This window comes from Paraglaciecola hydrolytica (assembly GCF_001565895.1).
Classification (GTDB): Bacteria; Pseudomonadota; Gammaproteobacteria; order Enterobacterales; family Alteromonadaceae; genus Paraglaciecola; species Paraglaciecola hydrolytica.
Genome location: NZ_LSNE01000005.1, coordinates 51,629 through 71,998, shown reverse-complemented (window position 1 = coordinate 71,998; position 20,370 = coordinate 51,629). Strand labels below are relative to the sequence as shown.

20 protein-coding genes are annotated in these 20,370 nt (G+C 41.9%); 8 read left to right on the top strand and 12 right to left on the bottom strand.

Features of this window, described 5'->3' with window-relative positions; genetic code table 11:
- The first annotated feature begins 15 nt into the window (after positions 1–15).
- A complete protein-coding gene (locus AX660_RS08375) occupies positions 16–1,062 on the top strand; it encodes a patatin-like phospholipase family protein (RefSeq protein WP_068375532.1) in 1,047 nt (348 codons plus the stop codon).
- An 18-nt stretch (positions 1,063–1,080) separates the two neighbouring features.
- Here AX660_RS08375 and AX660_RS08370 read toward each other — a convergent pair whose 3' ends face one another.
- Entirely contained in the window at positions 1,081–1,461 is a 381-nt protein-coding gene (locus AX660_RS08370) for a VOC family protein (RefSeq protein WP_068375529.1), read from the bottom strand.
- 501 nt (positions 1,462–1,962) lie between these two features.
- On the opposite strand from AX660_RS08370, the gene AX660_RS08365 reads away from it, so the two are divergent.
- Genes AX660_RS08365 through AX660_RS22800 form a run of 4 tightly spaced genes read left to right on the top strand, consistent with a single transcriptional unit; the run spans position 1,963 to position 4,283 of the window.
- On the top strand, positions 1,963–2,310 hold the full coding sequence (locus tag AX660_RS08365; RefSeq protein ID WP_068375526.1) for an ArsC family reductase: 348 nt from the start codon (positions 1,963–1,965) through the stop codon (positions 2,308–2,310).
- Positions 2,307–3,434, top strand: a complete 1,128-nt coding sequence (gene dapE / locus AX660_RS08360; RefSeq protein WP_068375524.1) for a succinyl-diaminopimelate desuccinylase — start codon at positions 2,307–2,309, stop codon at positions 3,432–3,434. Before AX660_RS08365 ends, dapE begins: the two co-directional genes overlap by 4 nt.
- Complete coding sequence (locus AX660_RS08355; RefSeq protein WP_068375521.1) at positions 3,431–4,111, top strand: M15 family metallopeptidase; 681 nt, start codon at positions 3,431–3,433, stop codon at positions 4,109–4,111. Before dapE ends, AX660_RS08355 begins: the two co-directional genes overlap by 4 nt.
- Positions 4,112–4,130: 19 nt before the next feature.
- The gene (locus AX660_RS22800) at positions 4,131–4,283 is read left to right on the top strand and encodes a DUF2897 family protein (RefSeq protein WP_235594692.1); all 153 of its coding nucleotides are present in this window, start codon (positions 4,131–4,133) and stop codon (positions 4,281–4,283) included.
- Positions 4,284–4,366: 83 nt separating this feature from the next.
- Here the strand turns inward: AX660_RS22800 and AX660_RS08350 are convergent, their stop codons facing one another.
- The 7 genes from AX660_RS08350 to AX660_RS08320 all read right to left on the bottom strand — a co-directional run bounded on the left by AX660_RS08350 (position 4,367) and on the right by AX660_RS08320 (position 12,745).
- Positions 4,367–4,699, bottom strand: a complete 333-nt coding sequence (locus AX660_RS08350) for a heavy metal-binding domain-containing protein (RefSeq protein WP_068375518.1) — start codon at positions 4,697–4,699, stop codon at positions 4,367–4,369.
- Positions 4,700–4,709: 10 nt separating this feature from the next.
- Positions 4,710–5,120, bottom strand: a complete 411-nt coding sequence (locus AX660_RS08345) for an HIT domain-containing protein (protein ID WP_068375516.1) — start codon at positions 5,118–5,120, stop codon at positions 4,710–4,712.
- 9 nt (positions 5,121–5,129) lie between these two features.
- Entirely contained in the window at positions 5,130–6,185 is a 1,056-nt protein-coding gene (gene astE / locus AX660_RS08340) for a succinylglutamate desuccinylase (protein WP_068375514.1), read from the bottom strand.
- A gap of 40 nt (positions 6,186–6,225) precedes the next feature.
- The gene (locus AX660_RS08335) at positions 6,226–7,542 is read right to left on the bottom strand and encodes a putative bifunctional diguanylate cyclase/phosphodiesterase (RefSeq protein ID WP_068375512.1); all 1,317 of its coding nucleotides are present in this window, start codon (positions 7,540–7,542) and stop codon (positions 6,226–6,228) included.
- Positions 7,543–7,809: 267 nt separating this feature from the next.
- A complete protein-coding gene (locus tag AX660_RS08330) occupies positions 7,810–10,317 on the bottom strand; it encodes a glycogen/starch/alpha-glucan phosphorylase (protein WP_068375510.1) in 2,508 nt (835 codons plus the stop codon).
- Positions 10,318–10,542: 225 nt separating this feature from the next.
- On the bottom strand, positions 10,543–12,198 hold the full coding sequence (gene pgm / locus AX660_RS08325; RefSeq protein WP_068375507.1) for a phosphoglucomutase (alpha-D-glucose-1,6-bisphosphate-dependent): 1,656 nt from the start codon (positions 12,196–12,198) through the stop codon (positions 10,543–10,545).
- Positions 12,199–12,211: 13 nt separating this feature from the next.
- Positions 12,212–12,745, bottom strand: coding sequence for a Negative modulator of initiation of replication (locus tag AX660_RS08320; protein ID WP_068375505.1), 534 nt, complete (start codon positions 12,743–12,745; stop codon positions 12,212–12,214).
- Between the two features lie 193 nt (positions 12,746–12,938).
- Here AX660_RS08320 and AX660_RS08315 point away from each other — a divergent pair, with 193 nt between their 5' ends.
- Genes AX660_RS08315 through AX660_RS08305 form a run of 3 tightly spaced genes read left to right on the top strand, consistent with a single transcriptional unit; the run spans position 12,939 to position 16,988 of the window.
- Positions 12,939–13,856: an AAA family ATPase gene (locus AX660_RS08315; protein WP_068375502.1), complete on the top strand. Its 918-nt coding sequence runs from the start codon at positions 12,939–12,941 to the stop codon at positions 13,854–13,856.
- 10 nt (positions 13,857–13,866) lie between these two features.
- Entirely contained in the window at positions 13,867–14,865 is a 999-nt protein-coding gene (locus AX660_RS08310; RefSeq protein ID WP_235594691.1) for a DUF58 domain-containing protein, read from the top strand.
- The gene (locus tag AX660_RS08305; protein ID WP_082768811.1) at positions 14,865–16,988 is read left to right on the top strand and encodes a transglutaminase family protein; all 2,124 of its coding nucleotides are present in this window, start codon (positions 14,865–14,867) and stop codon (positions 16,986–16,988) included. Before AX660_RS08310 ends, AX660_RS08305 begins: the two co-directional genes overlap by 1 nt.
- 18 nt (positions 16,989–17,006) lie before the next feature.
- On the opposite strand, the gene rutR is transcribed toward AX660_RS08305, so the two are convergent.
- The 4 genes from rutR to AX660_RS08285 form a co-directional block, all read right to left on the bottom strand.
- A complete protein-coding gene (gene rutR, locus AX660_RS08300) occupies positions 17,007–17,708 on the bottom strand; it encodes an HTH-type transcriptional regulator RutR (protein ID WP_068375500.1) in 702 nt (233 codons plus the stop codon).
- Between the two features lie 256 nt (positions 17,709–17,964).
- The gene (rlmM, locus tag AX660_RS08295) at positions 17,965–19,038 is read right to left on the bottom strand and encodes a 23S rRNA (cytidine(2498)-2'-O)-methyltransferase RlmM (RefSeq protein WP_068375496.1); all 1,074 of its coding nucleotides are present in this window, start codon (positions 19,036–19,038) and stop codon (positions 17,965–17,967) included.
- A gap of 3 nt (positions 19,039–19,041) precedes the next feature.
- The gene (locus tag AX660_RS08290) at positions 19,042–19,413 is read right to left on the bottom strand and encodes a DUF423 domain-containing protein (protein WP_068375493.1); all 372 of its coding nucleotides are present in this window, start codon (positions 19,411–19,413) and stop codon (positions 19,042–19,044) included.
- 177 nt (positions 19,414–19,590) lie between these two features.
- The coding region (locus AX660_RS08285) for a transcriptional regulator GcvA (protein WP_068375490.1) at positions 19,591–20,370 on the bottom strand (780 nt) is incomplete at its 5' end.

The window sequence follows — 20,370 nt, the reverse complement described above, 5'->3', positions numbered from 1 at the left end:
CCAAATAAGATAGTGATGTTAGAAATATATGCTGGCGAAAATGCCATAAAAACCCTTGAACAAGACGGCTTGAACAGTGATGTTTTTAGCTCGTTTTTAGGTGCCAGTGGTGGACCAAAGTGGTTTAGCTTGTTTGGTTTAGATAAATATCTTTTTGGTGAGTTTTTTAAACATCGAACCCAACCTCTGGCCTTAATTGGCTCATCTGCAGGTGCCTTTAGAGCAGCTTGTTTTGCCCAAAAAGACCCCGTAGCCGCCATTTCCCGCTTGGCCAAATCTTACTCAGAAACCGTTTATTCCGATAAAGTTACTCCTGCAGAAATCAGCAGCAAAGCCCGCATATTACTGGCTGAGGTATTTGGGCCTGATGGGGCAGCGCACGTTATCCAAAACCCCATTTTTCAGGCGCATTTTATCGTTGCCAGAACCAAGGGATTAGTGTCATTTGAAAATAAAGCCTTACAACTGACTGGTTTATTAAAAAGTTACACCATGAACCGAATGAACCGTTCTTTGTTGCGCAGCCAATATGAAAGGGTTATTTACCAAAGTCCTTACAGCCAATTTAAACTGCAAGATGAAAGTCGCTTTGCCACCCACCACATTGACTTAACATCTCAGAATATTTCAGATGCTTTACTGGCTTCTGGCTCAATTCCGCTGGTCATGCAGGGAATCAAAAATATCGCGGGTTCGCCCAAAGGCATGTATCGGGATGGTGGCATCATTGATTATCATTTTGATATAAAAATCGAGAGCCCCAGTGGTCTGATTTTATACCCCCATTTTAACGCTAACCCTAAGGCCGGTTGGTTTGATAAAAACCTCAAACGCCCAGTTAATCCACACAACTACAGCAATACCGTGATGTTAGTACCTTCTGCGGCATTTATCAGTAGCCTGCCCTACGCTAAAATCCCCGACCGAGAAGACTTTACCGCTATGGCAGCTCCAGAGCGAATTAAGTATTGGAAAACCGTATTAGCCGAAACAGACCGTCTCGCCGAAGCATTTGCCAATTTTGTGCACAAACAAGACCTGTCACTGATTAAAGCTCTGTAATCAGCCGCTATTTAAAGGTTAAATATCAGCATAAATGGCGCAAACAGCACCGGCAGGATCTTTAATCACAGTATAATGACTGCTACTGCTGAGATTTTTAACTGGCATCAGCACTTCCCCACCCGCTTGTGTAACAGCATGAATAGATGCTTTTAGATCGGCTACTTTAAAATACAGTAACCACTGCGCAGGCAGATCCTTGTTTGGACCACGTGCATGACAAATGCCTGCAACATCAGTTAATGAATCTGGCGTCTGCATGGAATAATCGTTATAGCCTCCCATATCAATGGGGTTTTCTTGCCAGCCAATTACCGACTTATAAAACTCTTTTACACTATCTGCATCCGCGACGGTTAGATCAAACCAGGCTATATTTCCTACCTCATTTTTTTCCATTTTTTTATCCTTATCTATTTACTTTTGATGTTTTTAGTTAAATGCGTTTTTTAGCGAGCAATTAACAACCAATGGCATTTTTCCTATATATATCAGCTTTTTAGTGAACATATAACGAGTATTCAACAGAGTTATCCACAGATTGAGTGGATAAAGGCACATTTTAATGAATAAAGTTTCACCTTAAAAACTGCAAATTCACTTAGAGCCTAGCTAAACGACTACAAAAATCCAACTAAGTAAACAACTATATAAACCTTTACTGAAATTATTAGTCAGACCAATTTTGCACTTCGCCTAACACGTCTTTGTCGGTATAGTTTGCACATCAGGATCGTCACCTAACTAAACTATTCCTCTTATTATTGGAATTGCTCGGCGGTGGCAAACGAATAAGCCCCCATGAACTTAGTTCACTAAGAGACTAGAGCGATTGAGTGCAAATGAGTGAAGCCAACAAACGTGCAGTTTCAAGGATGACGGAAAAATCATAAGGATCAAATGACTTATTTATACGGCATAAAAAATTGCGATACGATTAAAAAAGCCAAAACCTGGTTAACTCAACAAGAAATCGCTTTTCAGTTTCATGATTACCGCACTGACGGCATTACTGCTGAGTGGTTAAAAGAGACTGAAAAACATCTGGGCTGGGAACTGATGCTGAATAAAAAAGGCACTACCTTTCGCCAGTTGAGTGAAAGCCAAAAACAAGACCTAAACCAAGAGTCAGCCTTAAGCCTGATGCTTGAATTTCCAGCCATGATTAAACGCCCTATCCTTATCCACCAACAACACTATTATTGTGGATTTAAAGCTGAGCAATACCACGAGATATTTAGCCAATGAATGATGTATTAAGTTTAACCAAAGCCCTTATCGACCGTCAGTCTGTTACTCCTGAAGATGCAGGTTGCATGGACTTACTTGCTAGCTTGCTAACACCACTTGGATTCAAAGTCGACGCTATGGATTTTGGTGATACCCAGAATGTTTGGATCCGTAAGGGCAACCAATATCCGGTTTTTTGTTTTGCCGGCCATACCGATGTAGTGCCTTCAGGCCCTGCCAGCAAATGGCAAACGCCACCGTTTAGCGCTACCGAAAAAGACGGCATGTTATATGGTCGCGGTGCAGCGGATATGAAAGGCAGCCTAGCCGCCATGACCCTTGCCGCTAAAAACTTTGTTGAACAACATCCAGATCATAAAGGCTCAATTGCTTTTTTACTTACCAGTGATGAAGAAGGCCCCTTTATCAATGGCACGATTAAGGTCATCGACACCTTAGAAAAGCGTAATGAAAAAATCACTTGGTGCATTGTCGGTGAACCCTCTAGTACCAAGCAAATAGGTGATGTGGTTAAAAACGGGCGTCGTGGCTCATTGACAGGTGATCTCGTCGTAAAAGGTGTGCAAGGTCATGTAGCCTACCCTCACTTAGCCCGTAACCCCATACATGAAGCCTCACCCGCATTGAGTGAACTCGCCTCTGCTCATTGGGATAACGGCAATGAGTTTTTTCCGCCTACTAGTTTTCAAATTTCCAATATTAATGGTGGAACCGGCGCAGGCAATGTAATTCCGGGGGAGTTAACCGTGTGTTTTAACTTCCGTTTTTCTACCGAAGTGACCGATCAAGAGCTTATTGAGCGAGTAACAGCCATCCTTGAAAAACATCAACTAGATTATGAAATAAAGTGGACCTTTAACGGCCAGCCGTTTTTAACTGATTCAGGCGATTTAGTGGCAGCCACTGTGGACGCCATCAAACACTGTACTGGTCTTGATACTGAGTTATCCACTGCAGGTGGCACCTCTGATGGACGTTTTATAGCGCCAACCGGAGCACAAGTGGTTGAACTTGGCCCAGTAAACGCGACAATTCATAAGATCGATGAATGTGTGAAAATTGACGACTTATATAAGTTAACCGATGTCTATCAAGACATACTGCGACGTTTACTGGCATGATCACCGCGCTTAACCTGATGGGTTTGGATGACAGTCATTTAGTTGAGTGCCAGTTTCAACACAAGTTACAGCCTCAGGTTTGTCAGGCCTTTAACGCTATGCAAAAGGCAGCGCTGGCAGATGGTATTGATTGCCAGATTGTCAGCGCTTATCGCGGTTTTGCTCAGCAGTTAATTATTTGGCAAAAGAAGTGGGCAGGTGAAAAAGTCCTGCTCGATATTAATGAACAAGCCCTTGTGTTTTCTTCGCTTAATGAAGAAGAAAAACTACATGCCATCCTTACTTGGTCAGCCTTACCTGGCACGAGCAGGCATCACTGGGGTACCGATTTAGATGTGTACGACCGTGCCAGTGTTAAACAATGTGGCGCACCATTTCAATTAGTGCAAAGTGAATATCAAGATCCTGATGGCCCGTGTTTTACACTCAATAATTGGCTAGATAAACATGCTGAAAACTTTGGTTTTATTCGCCCTTATCAAACTTATAAAGGTGGAGTGGCCGCAGAGCCTTGGCATTTAAGTTATCATCCGTTGGCAGAGGAAGCCGTGCAGGTTTTTGATATTGTTGCTCTAACAAAGCGACTAAGTGAACACAATATCGGTGGTTTACACTTGATATTGGACAATCTACCCAGCATTTATCAACGTTATGTGTTAAACAAAGGCCATAGTTAATAAAGCGAGGAGAATACGTATGTGGATGATGATCATTGTAGGTTTACTGGTACTTGGGATGATAGTCGGCAGTTTACTGTTGTTAAAAGATACGGCCAAACGACCGCTACCCAAAGTAACTAAAGACAATAACGCCAACTACGACAAGGATGAAGATGATGACTGGAAGTAGTGCTAAGTCACTGACTTTGTTGGGTGAATAGCAACAGTCAACAACACTGCTACTTCAAGTCGCGGTAACAAAACCGCGAGGATTTAGTCTTTGATATCAACGTATTTGACTGCAGTGCCACTAATACTGACCATCAACATACTGCCGCCCTTGCCTACTACTTCATAGTCAATATCCACACCTACCACCGCATTAGCCCCCATAGCACGCGCTTCTTGCTCTAACTCGGTAAAACCTATTTTGCGCGCTTTGGTTAACTCGTCTTCGTAAGCACCTGAGCGGCCACCAACTATGTCTCTGATAGAAGCAAAAATATCTTTAAACATATTGGCGCCCATTACGGCCTCACCGACTACGATGCCAATATACTGTTCGATTTTTTTGCCTTCTAAATTATTAGTGGTGGTAATGATCATATTATTTTCCTTATAACATTAGTTGTTGCTTAATTTGCGCCACGCGCTCAGTTAATAAAGTGGCATCATAACTTTTTGCAGGGTGTTGTCCCCACACCGGTTTTGGCCAAGCGACATCATCTTTATAACGTGCAATATGGTGAATATGCAGTTGAGGAACCATATTACCTAGGGCCGCAATATTTAGCTTATCTGGGGTAAATAGCTGCTGTAGTACCCGACTCACCTTGGCAGATTCACGCCAAAATACGGCTTGCTGCTTATCTGATAAGTCTATAATTTCTTTACAATTTGGCACCTCAGGCACCAGTACCAACCAAGGATAATTTGCATCCTTGAGTAACAATACTTTGCACAAATCCAAATCAACTATCCACTCACAGTCTGCGGCTAACTGCGGCGCCAAACTAAATTCCGACATTTAAAGCCTCTAAATTGTGGTTGGTATCACGGTTAATACTGCACGTTGACCTAAAGCTACATTAGCATTGGGAAACACTATCGCCTCACCATCATACTGGCAACGATATTCAATTTCACCATCGTTTGCCAACACATAATTCTTAGGAAAATCACTAAAATTAGCGGCGTCATCACTAAAGGTAAAACGAAAAGCGTCACTACATTTATTAATAACTTGATTCACCTGATAGATCAGAAAATCACTGTTATCAAAGGGTTTCAACTCTAAACTGGCGCCGCAGATTAAGGCTTTTAAACTACGGATAACTGCACTGAATTGACCCATATCATTTTGCCCAAAGGGCTTCACTTTACCCAGTTCTACGGTAAAGGCATCGGCACCAAAGGTATTAGAGGAGTAATAACTAAAGGTAGTTGTGGCACTGCCCGACAATAAAATAGTGTTGATACCACAAGCTAGTAAAAATTGCAGTTCAGCTTTATTCCACGGTTTACCATGTCTGAAGGGATAAACAGCAAATTTGTCATTTTTTGAAGGCTTAATAGCCGTATGCAAATCGTAATGAATACGCTGTTTGGATTGGCTTGCACTCTGATAAAACGCACTTACTGCTTCTTCCAATTGTTTAGCACGCAAACGCTCGGTATTAACCGGTTGAGAGTTATCACTGTGTGCCCCACTGAACAGCCGATTCATGTTTTCGTCAATAAAACGTTTACCCACATCCATCGCAGGTAAATTACCAAACAAAAACAGTACACGGTTAGCCAGCACTATTTCTTCACGTATTATTTGCTCAACATACTGTTCACATATTTCTATCGGTGCGGTTTCATTACCATGTACACCACTCGACAGCACAATATCTTTACCCTGAGTCAAACAAGGTTCAAAACAGATAATGCCTGGTGCAGTAATAAGTACCTTAGTTTGATTATCCAAAACAAACTCAAGACTCTGGCTAAAATACTCTGGTTGCATACGGCTCAGTTGTAAAAACTTACCAGTAGATTTTAACAAGGTAATCAATTCTTTGTTTTGCTGCACGCTGTGATTCAACATAGTGTTATTCTGGCCGTTTAAGTTGAAATATGATGTTGGATTAGCCGCTAGTTCGCTGCTTTCTGACTAAAGAAGAACCTACAATTAACTCTTGTTGGGCAAGTTCAATAAATTGCGCAATCGGTACGGCTTTAGAAAACAAAAAACCCTGTCCCTGACTTATTCCTATCTCTCTAAGGATATGTAAGTGCTCTAGTGTTTCGATCCCTTCAGCCACGATCCCACAATTGGCGGCTTTGGCAATAAGCTGGGTTGCTTCGATAATCGCGCGATTTACTGGCGTTTGATCAAGCTCCATCACAAAGGTTTTATCAATTTTTATGGTATCAATCACGATATCCCGCATATAAGCAAGATTTGAATAGCCCTTCCCAAAATCATCAATCGCAATAGTCATTCCCAAAGCACGAATTTCCGCTAATTGATTTTTGACTAAAAACGAATTGGATAGGGCCACATCTTCGGTTAATTCCAGCTCAAATTGTTTGAAGTTCACCTGATACTTTGCCGCCAAAAGAGACAAATTACTGACAAAATTTAAATCATAGAGTTGAGTGGGTGACATATTGACGGATATTTTTAATTCCAAACCACAATTATTGAGCGTTACCGCACTCTTAAAGGCTTGCTCTAAGGTCCAATACCCTACTTCATTCATCATGTTGTATGATTCAGCCGCTTCAATTAAAGCGCCGGGAAACAAAACGCCATCCAGTGGATGATTCCAACGCAGTAAACATTCAGCACCCACAATTTTTAAATTTTGCAGATCAATCTTGGGTTGAAAATAGATTTCTAGCTCATCATTGCTAAACGCTCTAGCGATATCGGCTTTTAAGGCCAACGAGCGCCCACTGCTTTGATCCTTAAAAGCTTTAGCATATTGGAAATTATCAAATTTATTACTTTTGGCTTGTTTTAAGGCGGATTCGGCTAAAGAAAAAAAGCTATTAACATTGCGATTTTTCAGAGGATTACTCGCCCCACCTACATTAAAGTCGGCGATAAAAGCATGGTCTTCACAGGATATCGGTGTTTTAAAGTGTTCGACTAAATGGCAATAAAAAGCATGCAGTTGATCATGAGTATGTAAGCCATGAATTACTAAACCAAAAATATCTCCACTTACGCGGCCAAGCAATGCTTTGCTGTGAAACAACTTAGCGATTCGATTAGCAATTTCTAACAGAATTTTATCGCCAACGTCATAACCAAAACTGCTGCTGACATCCGAAAATCTGACCACATCAACCAATAACAATGACTGCTCAGGATCGATTTGGATCAACTGATTAACTTGCTCTAAAAATACGTGTCGATTAGGGATACTAATTAACGAATCATGCAACTTCTTCATTAAATCCTATGCACTCCAAGAGTGTTCGCTGGTCGATAAATTTATTAGGCTTAACTATTCGTCCATCTTAACGAAAGTTTCCCATAAAAAAAGCCCAAACAACTGTTTGAGCTTGTTTAATAGACCTAATTATAACGTAATAACATTGCTTTAGACCATAAAGAAATATTATATATACCCCCTACCATTGGAATTGCAGGGCTATGGCGAAGAGTGCAGCCAATAAACATGCAGTTTCAAGAGTGAAAGGTATAAATGTAATAATTTCTACTCATCTACTTTACAGGCTTCTAATTTCCAGATCCGCTCAACATAATCCTTAATTGAACGATCAGAGGTAAACTTACCCATTTTTGCTGAATTTAAGATCGCCATTTTGGCCCAACGTGTTGTGTCTTTATAAGCGGCGTCGACTTTTTCATGGGCCGCTGAATAGGATTCAAAATCTGCCAATACTTTATAAGGATCACCACCTTCCAATAAACTATGTTTAAGCGAGGCTAAAGCTCCTGGTTTACCTGGAGTAAAGTAATCGGTCTCAAGCCAGTCAAGAATAGCTTTTATCTCACGATTGTTATCGTAATAATCAAAGGGGTTGTAGCCTGTTTTATGCAGAGCATCAATTTCATCTACCGTCAAACCAAAGATAAAGATGTTTTCATCACCCACTTCTTCGGCTATTTCAATGTTGGCACCGTCCAGCGTACCTATGGTCAGCGCGCCATTTAATGACAGTTTCATGTTACCTGTACCAGAGGCTTCTTTACCTGCTGTAGATATTTGCTCAGATACATCTGCCGCAGGGATGATTTTTTCTGCCAAACTCACGCGGTAATTGGGCAAAAACACCACTTTTAATTTGCCATTCACTCGTTTGTCATTGTTAATGCGTGTGGCAACTTGGTTAATGGCATAGATAATATCCTTAGCCAACTTATAACCCGGTGCTGCTTTAGCCCCAAAGATAAAGACACGCGGGTGCATGTCGTAATTGGGGTTAGCCAATAAACGACGGTACAAGGCCATAATGTGCAACAAATTTAAATGTTGTCGTTTATATTCGTGCAAACGTTTAATTTGCACATCAAAAATCGCTTTTGGATCAACATCTATACCCGTTAAGGCTTTTATTTCGATGGCTAACGCTTGTTTGTTTTCAAACTTAATCTGCATAAACTGTTTTTGGAACTTGGCATTGTCTGCGTAGTTTGCAAGTTCTTGTAATTTATTCAGATCTAAGGGCCAATCACTGCCAATCTTGTCATCAATCAAATTAGATAATTTAGGATTACAAGCCTTCAACCAACGACGTGGTGTTATGCCATTGGTGACATTGGTCAGTTTACCCGGCCACATGTGATCAAACTCGGGGAAGAGATTCTTTTTCACCAGCGCCGAGTGGATTTCTGCCACACCGTTAACTTTAAAAGAGCCAACCACGCTAAGGTTACCCATGCGCACCATCTTATCGCTGCCTTCTTCGATGATGGACAGTTTTTGTTTCATCGCCACATTACCAGGCCATACTTTTTCTACTTCGAGCATAAATCTATGGTTAATCTCATAGATAATCTCTAAGTGACGGGGAAGGATTTTTTCAAACATGCGTGCAGGCCATTTTTCTAAGGCTTCAGGCAACAAAGTATGGTTGGTATAAGCAAAAGTATTACTGGATATAGCCCACGCGGTATCCCAATCAAGCTCTGCACGATCGAGTAAAATCCGCATTAATTCAGGGATGGCGATAGCCGGATGGGTATCATTTAATTGGATTACCACTTGGGAAGAAAAACGGCTCCAGTTGTCACCATGAGCACGTTTATAACGACGAATAATATCTTTCAGTGAACACGCACTGAAAAAGTACTGCTGTATTAAGCGCAGCTCTTTACCCGCTTCGGTTTCGTCATTGGGGTAAAGTACCTTAGAGATGGTTTCAGCTTGCACGTTTTCTTTTTGTGCATCTAAATAACCACCAGCATTAAATACATCCCAATTAAAATAATCAGAAGCCTGACTTTGCCACAATCGTAAGACGTTTACCGTTTTGCCGCCATAACCGACCACTGGGATATCCCAAGGTAAACCTTTAACGATAAGGCCTGGATGCCATTCTTTTTTGATACGGCCATTGTCACCGTATTTAGTTTCAACATATCCATAAAGCGGAATTTCCTGAATAGATTCAGGACGGCAAATTTCCCAAGGATTACCATAGTCACGCCAACTATCCGGACGCTCGATTTGCTCTCCATTTTTAATTTCTTGACGAAACAAACCATGTTCATAATGCAAACCATAACCTACGGCCGGTAAATCCAAAGTAGCTAATGAATCAATAAAACACGCCGCCAAACGACCTAAACCACCATTGCCAAGGGCCATGTCAGGCTCTTCTTCCATGATATCCGTTAAGTTTACGCCAAGTTCGGTTAAAGCCTGCTGAGTCTGCTCAAACATGCCAAGATTGTGCAGGTTGTTCGACATTAAACGGCCCATTAAAAATTCAGCCGAAAAATAGTGTACTGCGCGAGTATCGTTTAAATAGTGAGATTTTTGGGTCTTGCGTAATTGTTCTAATACTTGCTCTTGTACTGCGGCACAAGTTGCCTTCCACCATGCATGATTATTCGCTTTGTTTTCATCTGTACCTAAGCTGCAATGCAGATGTCTGACGATGGCATCCTTGATGATTTTTTTATCTAACTTGATACTCTTATCGATTGGAGTACTCAATCTAGCTTTTGGCGTTTTAGTTGTCGTTTTTGATGTCATGAGCTGCTGCCTCTACCTTATCCAAAGTCACAATTTTATATTCATTATGCTCAGTTATTCTGAGCCAAAAAAGTAGTAATAAAATTACATTTTAATTGTCTGGTGGTAGTTTTAGCAGTATTTTTCCAAGGTTTCTGTTAAATCTTTGTTAAAAAAACAAAAAAGGTCAGACATTTCACTGTCTAACCTCAATTATTTAACATTTTATTAACGAGCCAACTGCTACTATTTAACATTTGCCGTTTTGAACACTTGATCAACCAAGGCTTGGGCTTCTTTTACCAATGCATCTAAATGAGCTTGACCATTGAAACTTTCGGCATAAATTTTATACACATCTTCCGTGCCTGAAGGACGCGCTGCAAACCAGCCATTTTCAGTACTGACTTTTACTCCACCAATGGCCGCATTATTACCTGACGCATGGGTTTGAATTTGCAAAATGGCTTCGCCCGCAAGCTCTGTATTAGTGATCACACTTTTATCCATTTTGCTCAGTACTTGTTTTTGCTGATGGTTGGCCGCAACGTCAATGCGGGTATAAACCGGTGCAGCAAAACGTTTGGTCAATTCTTGATAATGTTCACCTGGGTCTTTGCCCGTCACCGCCATGATTTCAGCGGCTAATAAACATAAGATAATGCCATCTTTATCGGTAGCCCAAGGTTGGCCATTACGACGCAAAAAGATCCCACCGGCGCTTTCTTCACCAGCAAAACCAATCTCACCACCGAGTAGCCCTTGTACAAACCACTTAAAACCAACTGGCATTTCAGCTAAGTCACGACCTAAGCTAGCAACAACTCGGTCAATCATACTGCTCGATACTAGAGTTTTACCTACTTTGACATTTTGTGGCCAGTTGGGACGATGTTGAAACAAGTAGTTAATCGCCACAGCCAAATAATGATTGGGATTCATTAAACCACTTTTAGTAGTGACTATGCCGTGACGGTCAAAGTCAGGATCGTTACCAAAGGCAATATCAAACTTGTCTTTTAAATCTATTAAGCCAGCCATGGCATAAGGCGAAGAGCAATCCATGCGAATTTTGCCGTCTTTGTCACAACGCATAAAACCAAACTGCTGATCTACATTGTTGTTCACTACCTCAATTTTTATATTGTAGCGAGCTGCAATTTTATCCCAATAAGCCAAACCTGCACCACCAAGAGGATCCGTTCCTAAACGCAATCCCGCTTTGGCAATGGCTTGCATATCAATGACTTGATCAAGCTGAGCAATGTAGTTTTCGGCAAAATCCATTTCTTTAACAAATTCAGAAGCATATGCCTCTGCCAATGACATACGTTTAACGCCCTGTAAATCCTGAGCGATTAGTTCATTGGCACGTTGCTGAATAATATTGGTCACATCACTGTCGGCGGGACCACCATGGGGAGGATTGTATTTAAAGCCGCCATCTTCAGGTGGATTATGTGATGGCGTGATCACCACTCCATCAGCCAAGCCTGAGGTTTTGCCTTGGTTATAGTCCAAAATCGCATGTGAAATAACTGGAGTGGGCGTGTAACCACGATTTTCTTGCACCAACAAATGCACACCATTGGCGGCTAGCACTTCAACTGCGGTAGAAAATGCAGCTTCAGATAAGGCGTGGGTATCCATGCCCATGTACAAAGGGCCAGTTGTGCCCTGGCCCAATCGATACTCGGCTAAAGCCTGACAAATCGCCGCAATGTGTGTATCCGTAAAGGTGTTTAAAAATGCACTGCCCCGATGTCCTGATGTACCAAAAGCAACGGCTTGCATTACATTACCTGTTTCGGGCTTATTGGTGTAATACGCGCTAATTAAACGTGCAACATTAACTAACTGCTGCTTAGTTGCTGGTTTACCAGCTTGGGGATGAAGTGCCATAACGTTCCTTTTATTAGGGTGTGATTTGTTCTTCTGGACAAAATAAATTAACCACTTTTTCTACCTGAGATCCAGAATAGCCCAATAATAGCGCCACCTCTTTGATCATAGTGACTTTCTTTTGGGTATTATTATTGGTAATCACCCAATATTCTGAATCAGGCACTTGTTTGGGATTGGTGCTACTTCCTGTGGCTAATAACGCCTCTTTACTGGTAGCAAAATAAGTGCGATTACGGCCACTCATATTTAATACGCCTGCAAAACTGCTGGCATGATGATGATGTAATAAACCTAACACGGCTAAAAAGCGGTTAACCACCTTTGGCATTTCCAGCAAATCTAATTTTTCTAGTTCACTTAAAAATGTAACATGAGCAGCGACTGACTCATTGTTTATGACCACCTTAGGCGCGGATGCTTTCGGTGCTACAGGCGAATTTGGCATTACCAAGCGACGTAAGATATCCGAGGCACTCTCGCCAATATGTTGTGTTTGTGAGGCAATAAAATGGTAAAGGTCTTCTTCTATTTCGATTGTTTTCATGAGTTGCTGCGGTAAATTTAACGATGAATTTTATTATACGGATTGCTATTGGCAAATCACCGTTTAATTGCAAAAGAGTTCAGATTGGTGAACTTACCTTGCAATATAAATACGCAGGTATTAAGCAAAATTATCTTAAAACTCAGTAAGATGGGCTACAGTATAAACATACTACAACATTAAACGGACAATAATGACCCAACAACTTCTCAACCAAGCTATTCACCACTGCAGCCGTATCCTGATCGGCAAACAGCAGCAAATTAAACTGGCGATCACTTGTCTATTAGCCAACGGCCATCTGTTGATTGAAGATTTACCCGGTATGGGCAAAACCACCTTATCTCATACTCTGGCTAAGGTACTGGGATTGCAGTATTCACGTATTCAATTTACCTCTGATTTGCTTCCCGCTGACATGTTGGGGATCAATATATTTGATAATCAGGCCCAAACTTTTCAATTTCATCCCGGCCCTATATTCAGTCAACTTGTACTGGCTGACGAAATAAACCGTGCTAGCCCTAAAACCCAAAGTGCCTTACTTGAAGCCATGGAAGAACGTCAGGTTAGTTTGGATGGAGTGACCCGCACATTACCTTCACCATTTTTTGTAATTGGTACCCAAAACCCTGCTCATCAAGCGGGTACGTATCCGCTACCCGAGTCGCAGTTAGATCGTTTTTTAATGCGTATCCAACTGGGTTACCCTGATAGAGAAGCCGAAAAAACCATGCTGTTACAGCAATATAATGGTGAAAAACCACAAGTCAGTGAAGTGATGAGTTATGCCCAATTTACCGCAGCCCAACAACTCACTGTCGGCGTACATGCTTCAGATGAATTGCTTAACTACATTATTCGCTTAGTGACCTTTAGCCGCGAAAGTCAGCAGTTTGCTAACCCTTTATCCCCCCGCGCGACAAAAGCCTTGTTAAGCGCAGCAAAATGCTGGGCCTTTATCAATAATCGTGATTATGTTTTGCCAGAAGATGTGCAAGCTATATTACCTGCCGTGGCAGAACATAGATTGCGCAGTAACTCCAGCGACATCAATGCCCAAGGCAGTTTAAGTCAGGCACTGCTCGAAGCAGTTGATCCTTTAGCCTAAAGGCGGGTTTGTGAACATCATAAGCCAACAACGTATTAACCAATGGCTGGATAAACGCATACCGGCCGCCAATGCTTTTCAATTGGATCATCGCAACATTTTTATCTTTCCGGCCAAGTTTGGCCTGCTGTATTTAATGTTATGTTTACTGTTATTTTTATTGGGCACTAACTATCAAAATAATTTGATGCTGTTGCTGTGCTATTTTTTACTCGCATTGTTTTTGGTCAATCTACTTAGCGCTTATGTGAACTTTGCGCGACTGTCAGTAAGCATGGGAAAAATCCCCGAAGTTTATGCCAGCGACGATGTTTACTTGCCCTTATGGATCAATGCCGACAAAAGCCTAAAAACCCCTATGCACGGTATCGTAAACATCGGATTTATGGGGCAAAAAGTCAATCAGTGGTTTGACTGCGATGCCTTCAGTAACCCGGTTAGCCTGAGTTATCCATGCCAGCATCGCGGCTGGCAACAGGCTGAGCGCATCACCTTTAGTTGTTATTATCCCTTGGGCTTGTTCAAATGTTGGACTCATTTGGCTTTTAACCGCAAAATTTTGGTTTTTCCCAAACCACTAGCCTGCCCGCTCGAACTTGTACCTGCGCCCTTATCGAGTGAAGAAACACCAAGAGCCTCAAATAACCTTAGCCTCAATACTAATCAAGATGATTTTTCCCACTTGAAAGCCTACCAAATTGGCGAGCCTTTACGTCATGTAGCCTGGAAACAGGTGGCCAAAGGGCGCGGCATGTTAAGTAAAGAGTTCAATGGTAGTAGTCATAACGTGGCCTGGCTTACACTCAACAACAGCACAGCTGAGCACATTGAAAAGACACTCAGCAAATTGTGTTTTCAAGTACTTGAACTCAGCCGTGCAGATCAGCAATTTGGTTTGGATTTAGCCTATATCCGCATCGCTCCTGCTTCGGGCGAAAATCACCGGCTGGCGTGTCTGACTGCTTTAGCACAATACCCGACCATTGCGGACAAAGCAGGGTTTAACTAATGTCACTGTGGCACAAGTTCATATTTAAGAGTAAACGCAACAAAGTAAAACAATCAGCCGCCCGAGATCGCCAGCATCAGGCAAACAATCCGGCTTTTATTATCTGCAGCCTTGTACTTATAATTTTTGATTTAAGTCTACTCGATACCGTGCTTGGTTGGATCAGTCTGTTGGTCGCTTGCAGTGTCACCATCCGTATTGCGATTTATTTTGCCTATCAAAAACATATGCCTACCCTGCGCACCTTAAACTTACTGGCGCTGCTGAGTATTATTGGGCTGATATATTCAGCTTGGCCTCTGGGCTTTTTGATTGGCATGGTTAACTTACTGGTTTTAGCCTGTGCACTAAAACTGATGCAAGTACGTAGCCAGCGTGATTTTTACCAGTTAGTGGTCAGTTTATTATTTTTACTTGGTTGTGGTTTTATCTTCCAACAATCCATGGCGTTTACCTTGTTGTATTCGCTGTTAAGTCTTGCAGTGATCCTCGCTTTGGGATTTTTTCATGCCCCTAATCTAAAGGTTAAACAGCAACTAAAACAACTCACTATGTTATGCCTGCAAGCTTTGCCAATTGGTTTGTTACTGTTTTTATTGCTGCCTCAGTTGCCGCCTTTATGGCAAACCCCAAAAGCAAAAAGTAGCGAAACTGGTTTGGCCGATAAAATCACCCCAGGTGATATTGCCCGCCTATCTCAGTCAAGCGAATTAGCTTTTAGAGCCACCTTTGAGGGCAATGCACCAACCCAACAAAATCGTTATTGGCGCGCTATTGTTATGGAGGATTTTGACGGCAGGAGTTGGCAAATTCATCCCTTGCGTAAACAAAATCGGCGTTTCCAACAATTAGTCCAACAAGAATTTTCACCTATAGTGGCAGGGCCTAGTATTGACTATGATGTTATTGCCGAGCCTACTCAGCAACATTGGTTATATGCTTTGGATATCGCTGTACCACGCACAGTTAAAAGCCAAAGTGAGATATGGCAAAGTGACGAATTTCAATTGATCAGTCACCAACCTTTGGTGAGCCAATATCAGTATGCATTGCGTTCCTATGTGCAAACGATGCCGCGCCAACCCCTCAGTGAGCTTGATCGTAAACTCAATTTAAGCCTGCCCACACAAGGTAACCCACTCACTCAAAAGTGGGTAAGCACCTTACGCCAACAGTATCCCCATGAGCAGGCTTTTATTAATGTTTTACTGGACTATTTTAAAACAGAAAACTTTAGCTATACCCTGCGCCCGAAACCTATGTTTGTTGATCCCGTTGATACTTTTTTATTTGAGCAACAGGCAGGTTTTTGCAGTCACTATGCAAGTGCCTTAGCTTACAGTTTGCGCCTAGGAGGCATACCTGCGCGCATTGTTGCGGGTTATCAGGGTGGCGAGTTGATGGCCAAAGCCAGACAGCAGCAATATTTAAGTGTTTATCAGTATGATGCTCATGCGTGGGTCGAAGCTTGGCTGCCTGACTCAGGTTGGACAAGACTTGACCCAACTACCCTAGTTGCCCCTGATCGGATCAACTTTGGTTTACGTCAAGCCATGCAAGAAGAAGGGAGTTTTTTGGCGGATTCGCCTTTTGCCTTGGCGCGGCTTACCAATATCGCGCTGTTTAATAACTTGCGTTTGTTATTAGCCGACATGGATTACAACTGGAGTCGTTGGGTACTTGGATTTGATAGTCAAAAACAACAAGATTTATTTAAAGCCATAGTCGGCAAGTTAACCCCTCAACGGCTAGCCATGCTTGGTCTGGCGATAGTGGCGGTAATAGGCTTATTGTTAACCTTGTTTTTTATGCCTCACTGGTATGCTAATCGTCTTAATCCTGTGCAAGCTTTATATCAAAAAGCTCTTACTTTACTGGGTAAAAACGGGCAAATTCGCGCACATTGGCAAGGGCCGCTAGATTTTAGCCTGCACATACAACAACACCTGCCAGAGGCCATCAGTCAACCATTCAAACGTTTAACTGAGTCATATTTGCAGCTTAATTATCAAACTCAAGGGCAGGATAAACATAAATCTGTATCACACAAAAAATCGATCAACACAATGCGCCGCGAACTCAGACTTCTCAAAAACCAGCTGAGTAAACATCAGTTCTTGTAATGCGCTTAACCTTGAAAACTACCGAGGGCTTACGCCATTGAGTACAATATTTTGGATATTGTGCAGGGTCTGGGCAAAAAATTCTGGATCATTAAGATTTTTACCACTCACAGCCTCAACCTGCACCCTAAAATCGGCGTAATGCTGAGTAGTTGCCCAAATAGTAAAAATAAGGTGGTAAGGGTCGATGGGTGCCAGTTTACCTTCGGTAATCCAGCTATTGATAACTTCAACTTTTGACTCCACCAAATTTTTTAAGGGCGATTCAAGCTCCTTAAGTAATAAGGGCGCGCCTTGAATAATTTCCATACAAAACAAGCGGGATTCCGCCGGATTATCCCGCGATAACTCAAGTTTAACCCTGATGTAATCAGTGATCGCCACGATGGGATCTTGCTCTACACTAAAACCCTGTAATGGCAACAACCACACATCCAGTAATTGTTGCAAAACCTCTATATAGAGTTGCTCTTTGCTATTAAAATAATACAACAGATTAGTTTTTGAGACTTCGGCCAGTGCCGCGACTTGCTCTACGCTAGTTCCATGTACACCACTGCGGGAAAACAAATCAAGTGCGGCATGCATAATCACTTTGCGTTTACTTTCTTTAGCTTTGCTGCGCCGTTTTAATGCACTTGCACTAAAGGTGCGAATTGGTTTTTGTTTGTTTATTTTTGATTTAGTCGCAGGTTTAGACCTGTGTGGAGTAATTGTCATGGTTGCTATTTACTACTATTTTTATAGGCATTGTTATTATTAATCCTGTATGCCACGTTTTATTCAATAAATCAAAATCTTAAATGTTTAGTCTGTATTTTACCCTGCTTAACTACCACAGTTTTAACATTGACCTAATAGGACAGCCAGTGCATGGCTGGGCGATTTCGCCCCAACCATACAATTACAATATGACTCTAATATGGTCGTTGCTTTATGGCCTAGTTTTACCAACTTGAAAAATTTACTACACAATTTATTTATTTAAAAGCCGCAAATGCACAGTCACTTCTTCACGATTATGGTAAAGATGTTTAACCTGTAATTGGTACTTACCCGCTTGTTGGGTTTGAATTTCATCGTCAATGATTTGTAAAGACTCTTGTACCGATTCATAACGTTTTTTCATGGGTAACTTTAAGTTAAACATGGCTTCTTTACAGCGCCCACTGGCTACCCATTGGGCCATCAACTTAGCGACTTTTTGTGGCTGCTCAATCATGTCGCACACTAACCAGTAAATATTGTTTTTACGCGGTTTAAATTTAAAGCCATCTTCCGGGCAATAAGTGACTAAACCGCTGTCCATCAGGGCTTTATCCATGGCGCCGTTATCCACGGCTTCAACAAAAATAGAGCGCCTAACCAATTGATAAGTCCAACCGCCCGGGCATGCGCCTAAATCAACTGCATGTAAACTGCCACGTAGACGTTCATCATGCTCGTTTTTTGGGATAAAGGTTTGAAAGGCTTCGTCGAGCTTAAGAGTAGAACGACTTGGTGCATCATGAGGCATTTTTAAACGCAAGATCCCAAGCGGCAGAGGCGAATTATTATGGCTAAACGAATAACCTACATAAGCCGCATCGGTAGCAGTAAAAAACACATGTAATACCGGCTTATTGGGGTTTTCTTTGTGAGTGAGTTTATTGTTCTTACGCAAATGCTGTCGCAAAGGAACGCTGATCTTACGACAAAATTTAGACAGTTCACGGCCATCTGTAGTATCAGCGTATTCAACCCGTACATCACCACACAATGGAAACTCTGCACAGGCAGCCAATATGGGTTTGACCCTATCAACTACATCCATTTCCTCAATCAGTGCGCTAGTGGCAAACATCTGGCGGGCAAAAATTAAACGGGAAAAATCTAAACCTTTAAGCAGCTTTTCAGCTTCATCAGGCTGATAACATTGAAATACTACATAACCCGATTCAGGCTCTACTTTAGCAAAACCATAAACGTTGAGCTGACTGGCTTTATCTTGGATTTCATTAGCCAGGTCTTTTTCAAAACCGCTACGGCAATAGAGTAATAATCCTAACATTTATTATTGTCCACTTTTAATGGCTGCTACGATCAACATCGCCCAACCTAGAATAAAACATAAGCCACCCAGTGGGGTAATTGGCCCAAACCACTTAATTTGTGTCAACGCTAAGGCATACAAACTGCCACTAAACAAAACAATACCTGCCAGCATAAAACCCGCACTCCAAACTAATAAACTTTGAGTGTGCTGGCGATAAAGTAGAACTAATAAAATAATGCCTAAACTATGTAAAAACTGATAATGCACGCCAGTCTGAAACACAGCTAACATGCTTTCGCTTAATCTCGATTTAAGGCCATGGGCAGCAAACGCACCTAAGATCACCGCTAACATGGCACTAGTTGCTGCAGCGACTAAATAAAACTTCATACATCTCTCTTGGTTAAATTATTCGGTTAATACATTAGAGCTTTACCAAAAATCATTGGAATTACACGGCGGTGGCATATGAATGAAGCCCCATGAGCTTAGCATCATATTTAGCTCGGATTTCAGCCCGCCAGCTTTGCTGGCCAACAAACTTAAGTTTCAATCAAGGTGAAGGGTTTACACAAAATCTTCATCTTGCTGATCTTCCCGCACCTGTTCCATCAACCACTGCCTAAAGGCTGCTATTTTGCCTAGTTCGGCTTGCGACTGCTGACACACAAAATAATAAGCATTATTGGTAATTTGTTTTTCTTCAAAAGGGCAAACCAAACGGCCTGATTCAATTTCAGGTCGCGCCAGAACACTATGCCCCAATGCAATGCCCTGCCCTAGAGCCGCGGCTTGTAATATTAACATTGAATGACTGAATATGGGGCCGTGATTAACATTTACGCCTTGGATATTAAATTGTTTGATCCAGCCCTTCCACGCCTCACGCGATGAATCGTGTAAGAGTACATGGTGACGTAAATCATCTAACTGGCTTAAGGGTTTGTTACTCTGGAATAATAAGGGCGAACAAACTGGTGTTAGATATTCTGTATGGAGTTTTTCTGCGACGACCCCCGACCATTTACCGCGACCATAATAAATGGCTACATCCACATCATCGCTTAAAAAACCCTCATCAAAATCCACGGCTTTAATGCGCACATCAATATCAGGATTAAGCTGGCTAAAACGGCTAATACGCGGTACCAACCATTGAATAGCAAAACTGGGCGGTAAGGCCACCGTAATAGTACCTTTGGCGCCTCTGGCCACTAAACGCTCAGTAGCATCTTGCAGGCTGCGAAAAATCTCTTTCAAATCCAGAAAATAGCTTTGACCTTCATCGGTTAACAACAACGAGCGATTTTTTCGCATAAAAAGTTTCATCGACAAAAAATCTTCTAA

Excerpts from the sequence above, each read along its gene's own strand:
- AX660_RS08375 (WP_068375532.1), top strand. The coding sequence starts at position 16 with ATGTTAGAAATATATGCTGGCGAAAATGCCATAAAAACCCTTGAACAA.
- AX660_RS08370 (WP_068375529.1), bottom strand. The coding sequence starts at position 1,461 with ATGGAAAAAAATGAGGTAGGAAATATAGCCTGGTTTGATCTAACCGTC.
- AX660_RS08365 (WP_068375526.1), top strand. The coding sequence starts at position 1,963 with ATGACTTATTTATACGGCATAAAAAATTGCGATACGATTAAAAAAGCC.
- dapE (WP_068375524.1), top strand. The coding sequence starts at position 2,307 with ATGAATGATGTATTAAGTTTAACCAAAGCCCTTATCGACCGTCAGTCT.
- AX660_RS08355 (WP_068375521.1), top strand. The coding sequence starts at position 3,431 with ATGATCACCGCGCTTAACCTGATGGGTTTGGATGACAGTCATTTAGTT.
- AX660_RS22800 (WP_235594692.1), top strand. The coding sequence starts at position 4,131 with ATGTGGATGATGATCATTGTAGGTTTACTGGTACTTGGGATGATAGTC.
- AX660_RS08350 (WP_068375518.1), bottom strand. The coding sequence starts at position 4,699 with ATGATCATTACCACCACTAATAATTTAGAAGGCAAAAAAATCGAACAG.
- AX660_RS08345 (WP_068375516.1), bottom strand. The coding sequence starts at position 5,120 with ATGTCGGAATTTAGTTTGGCGCCGCAGTTAGCCGCAGACTGTGAGTGG.
- astE (WP_068375514.1), bottom strand. The coding sequence starts at position 6,185 with ATGTTGAATCACAGCGTGCAGCAAAACAAAGAATTGATTACCTTGTTA.
- AX660_RS08335 (WP_068375512.1), bottom strand. The coding sequence starts at position 7,542 with ATGAAGAAGTTGCATGATTCGTTAATTAGTATCCCTAATCGACACGTA.
- AX660_RS08330 (WP_068375510.1), bottom strand. The coding sequence starts at position 10,317 with ATGACATCAAAAACGACAACTAAAACGCCAAAAGCTAGATTGAGTACT.
- pgm (WP_068375507.1), bottom strand. The coding sequence starts at position 12,198 with ATGGCACTTCATCCCCAAGCTGGTAAACCAGCAACTAAGCAGCAGTTA.
- AX660_RS08320 (WP_068375505.1), bottom strand. The coding sequence starts at position 12,745 with ATGAAAACAATCGAAATAGAAGAAGACCTTTACCATTTTATTGCCTCA.
- AX660_RS08315 (WP_068375502.1), top strand. The coding sequence starts at position 12,939 with ATGACCCAACAACTTCTCAACCAAGCTATTCACCACTGCAGCCGTATC.
- AX660_RS08305 (WP_082768811.1), top strand. The coding sequence starts at position 14,865 with ATGTCACTGTGGCACAAGTTCATATTTAAGAGTAAACGCAACAAAGTA.
- rutR (WP_068375500.1), bottom strand. The coding sequence starts at position 17,708 with ATGACAATTACTCCACACAGGTCTAAACCTGCGACTAAATCAAAAATA.
- rlmM (WP_068375496.1), bottom strand. The coding sequence starts at position 19,038 with ATGTTAGGATTATTACTCTATTGCCGTAGCGGTTTTGAAAAAGACCTG.
- AX660_RS08290 (WP_068375493.1), bottom strand. The coding sequence starts at position 19,413 with ATGAAGTTTTATTTAGTCGCTGCAGCAACTAGTGCCATGTTAGCGGTG.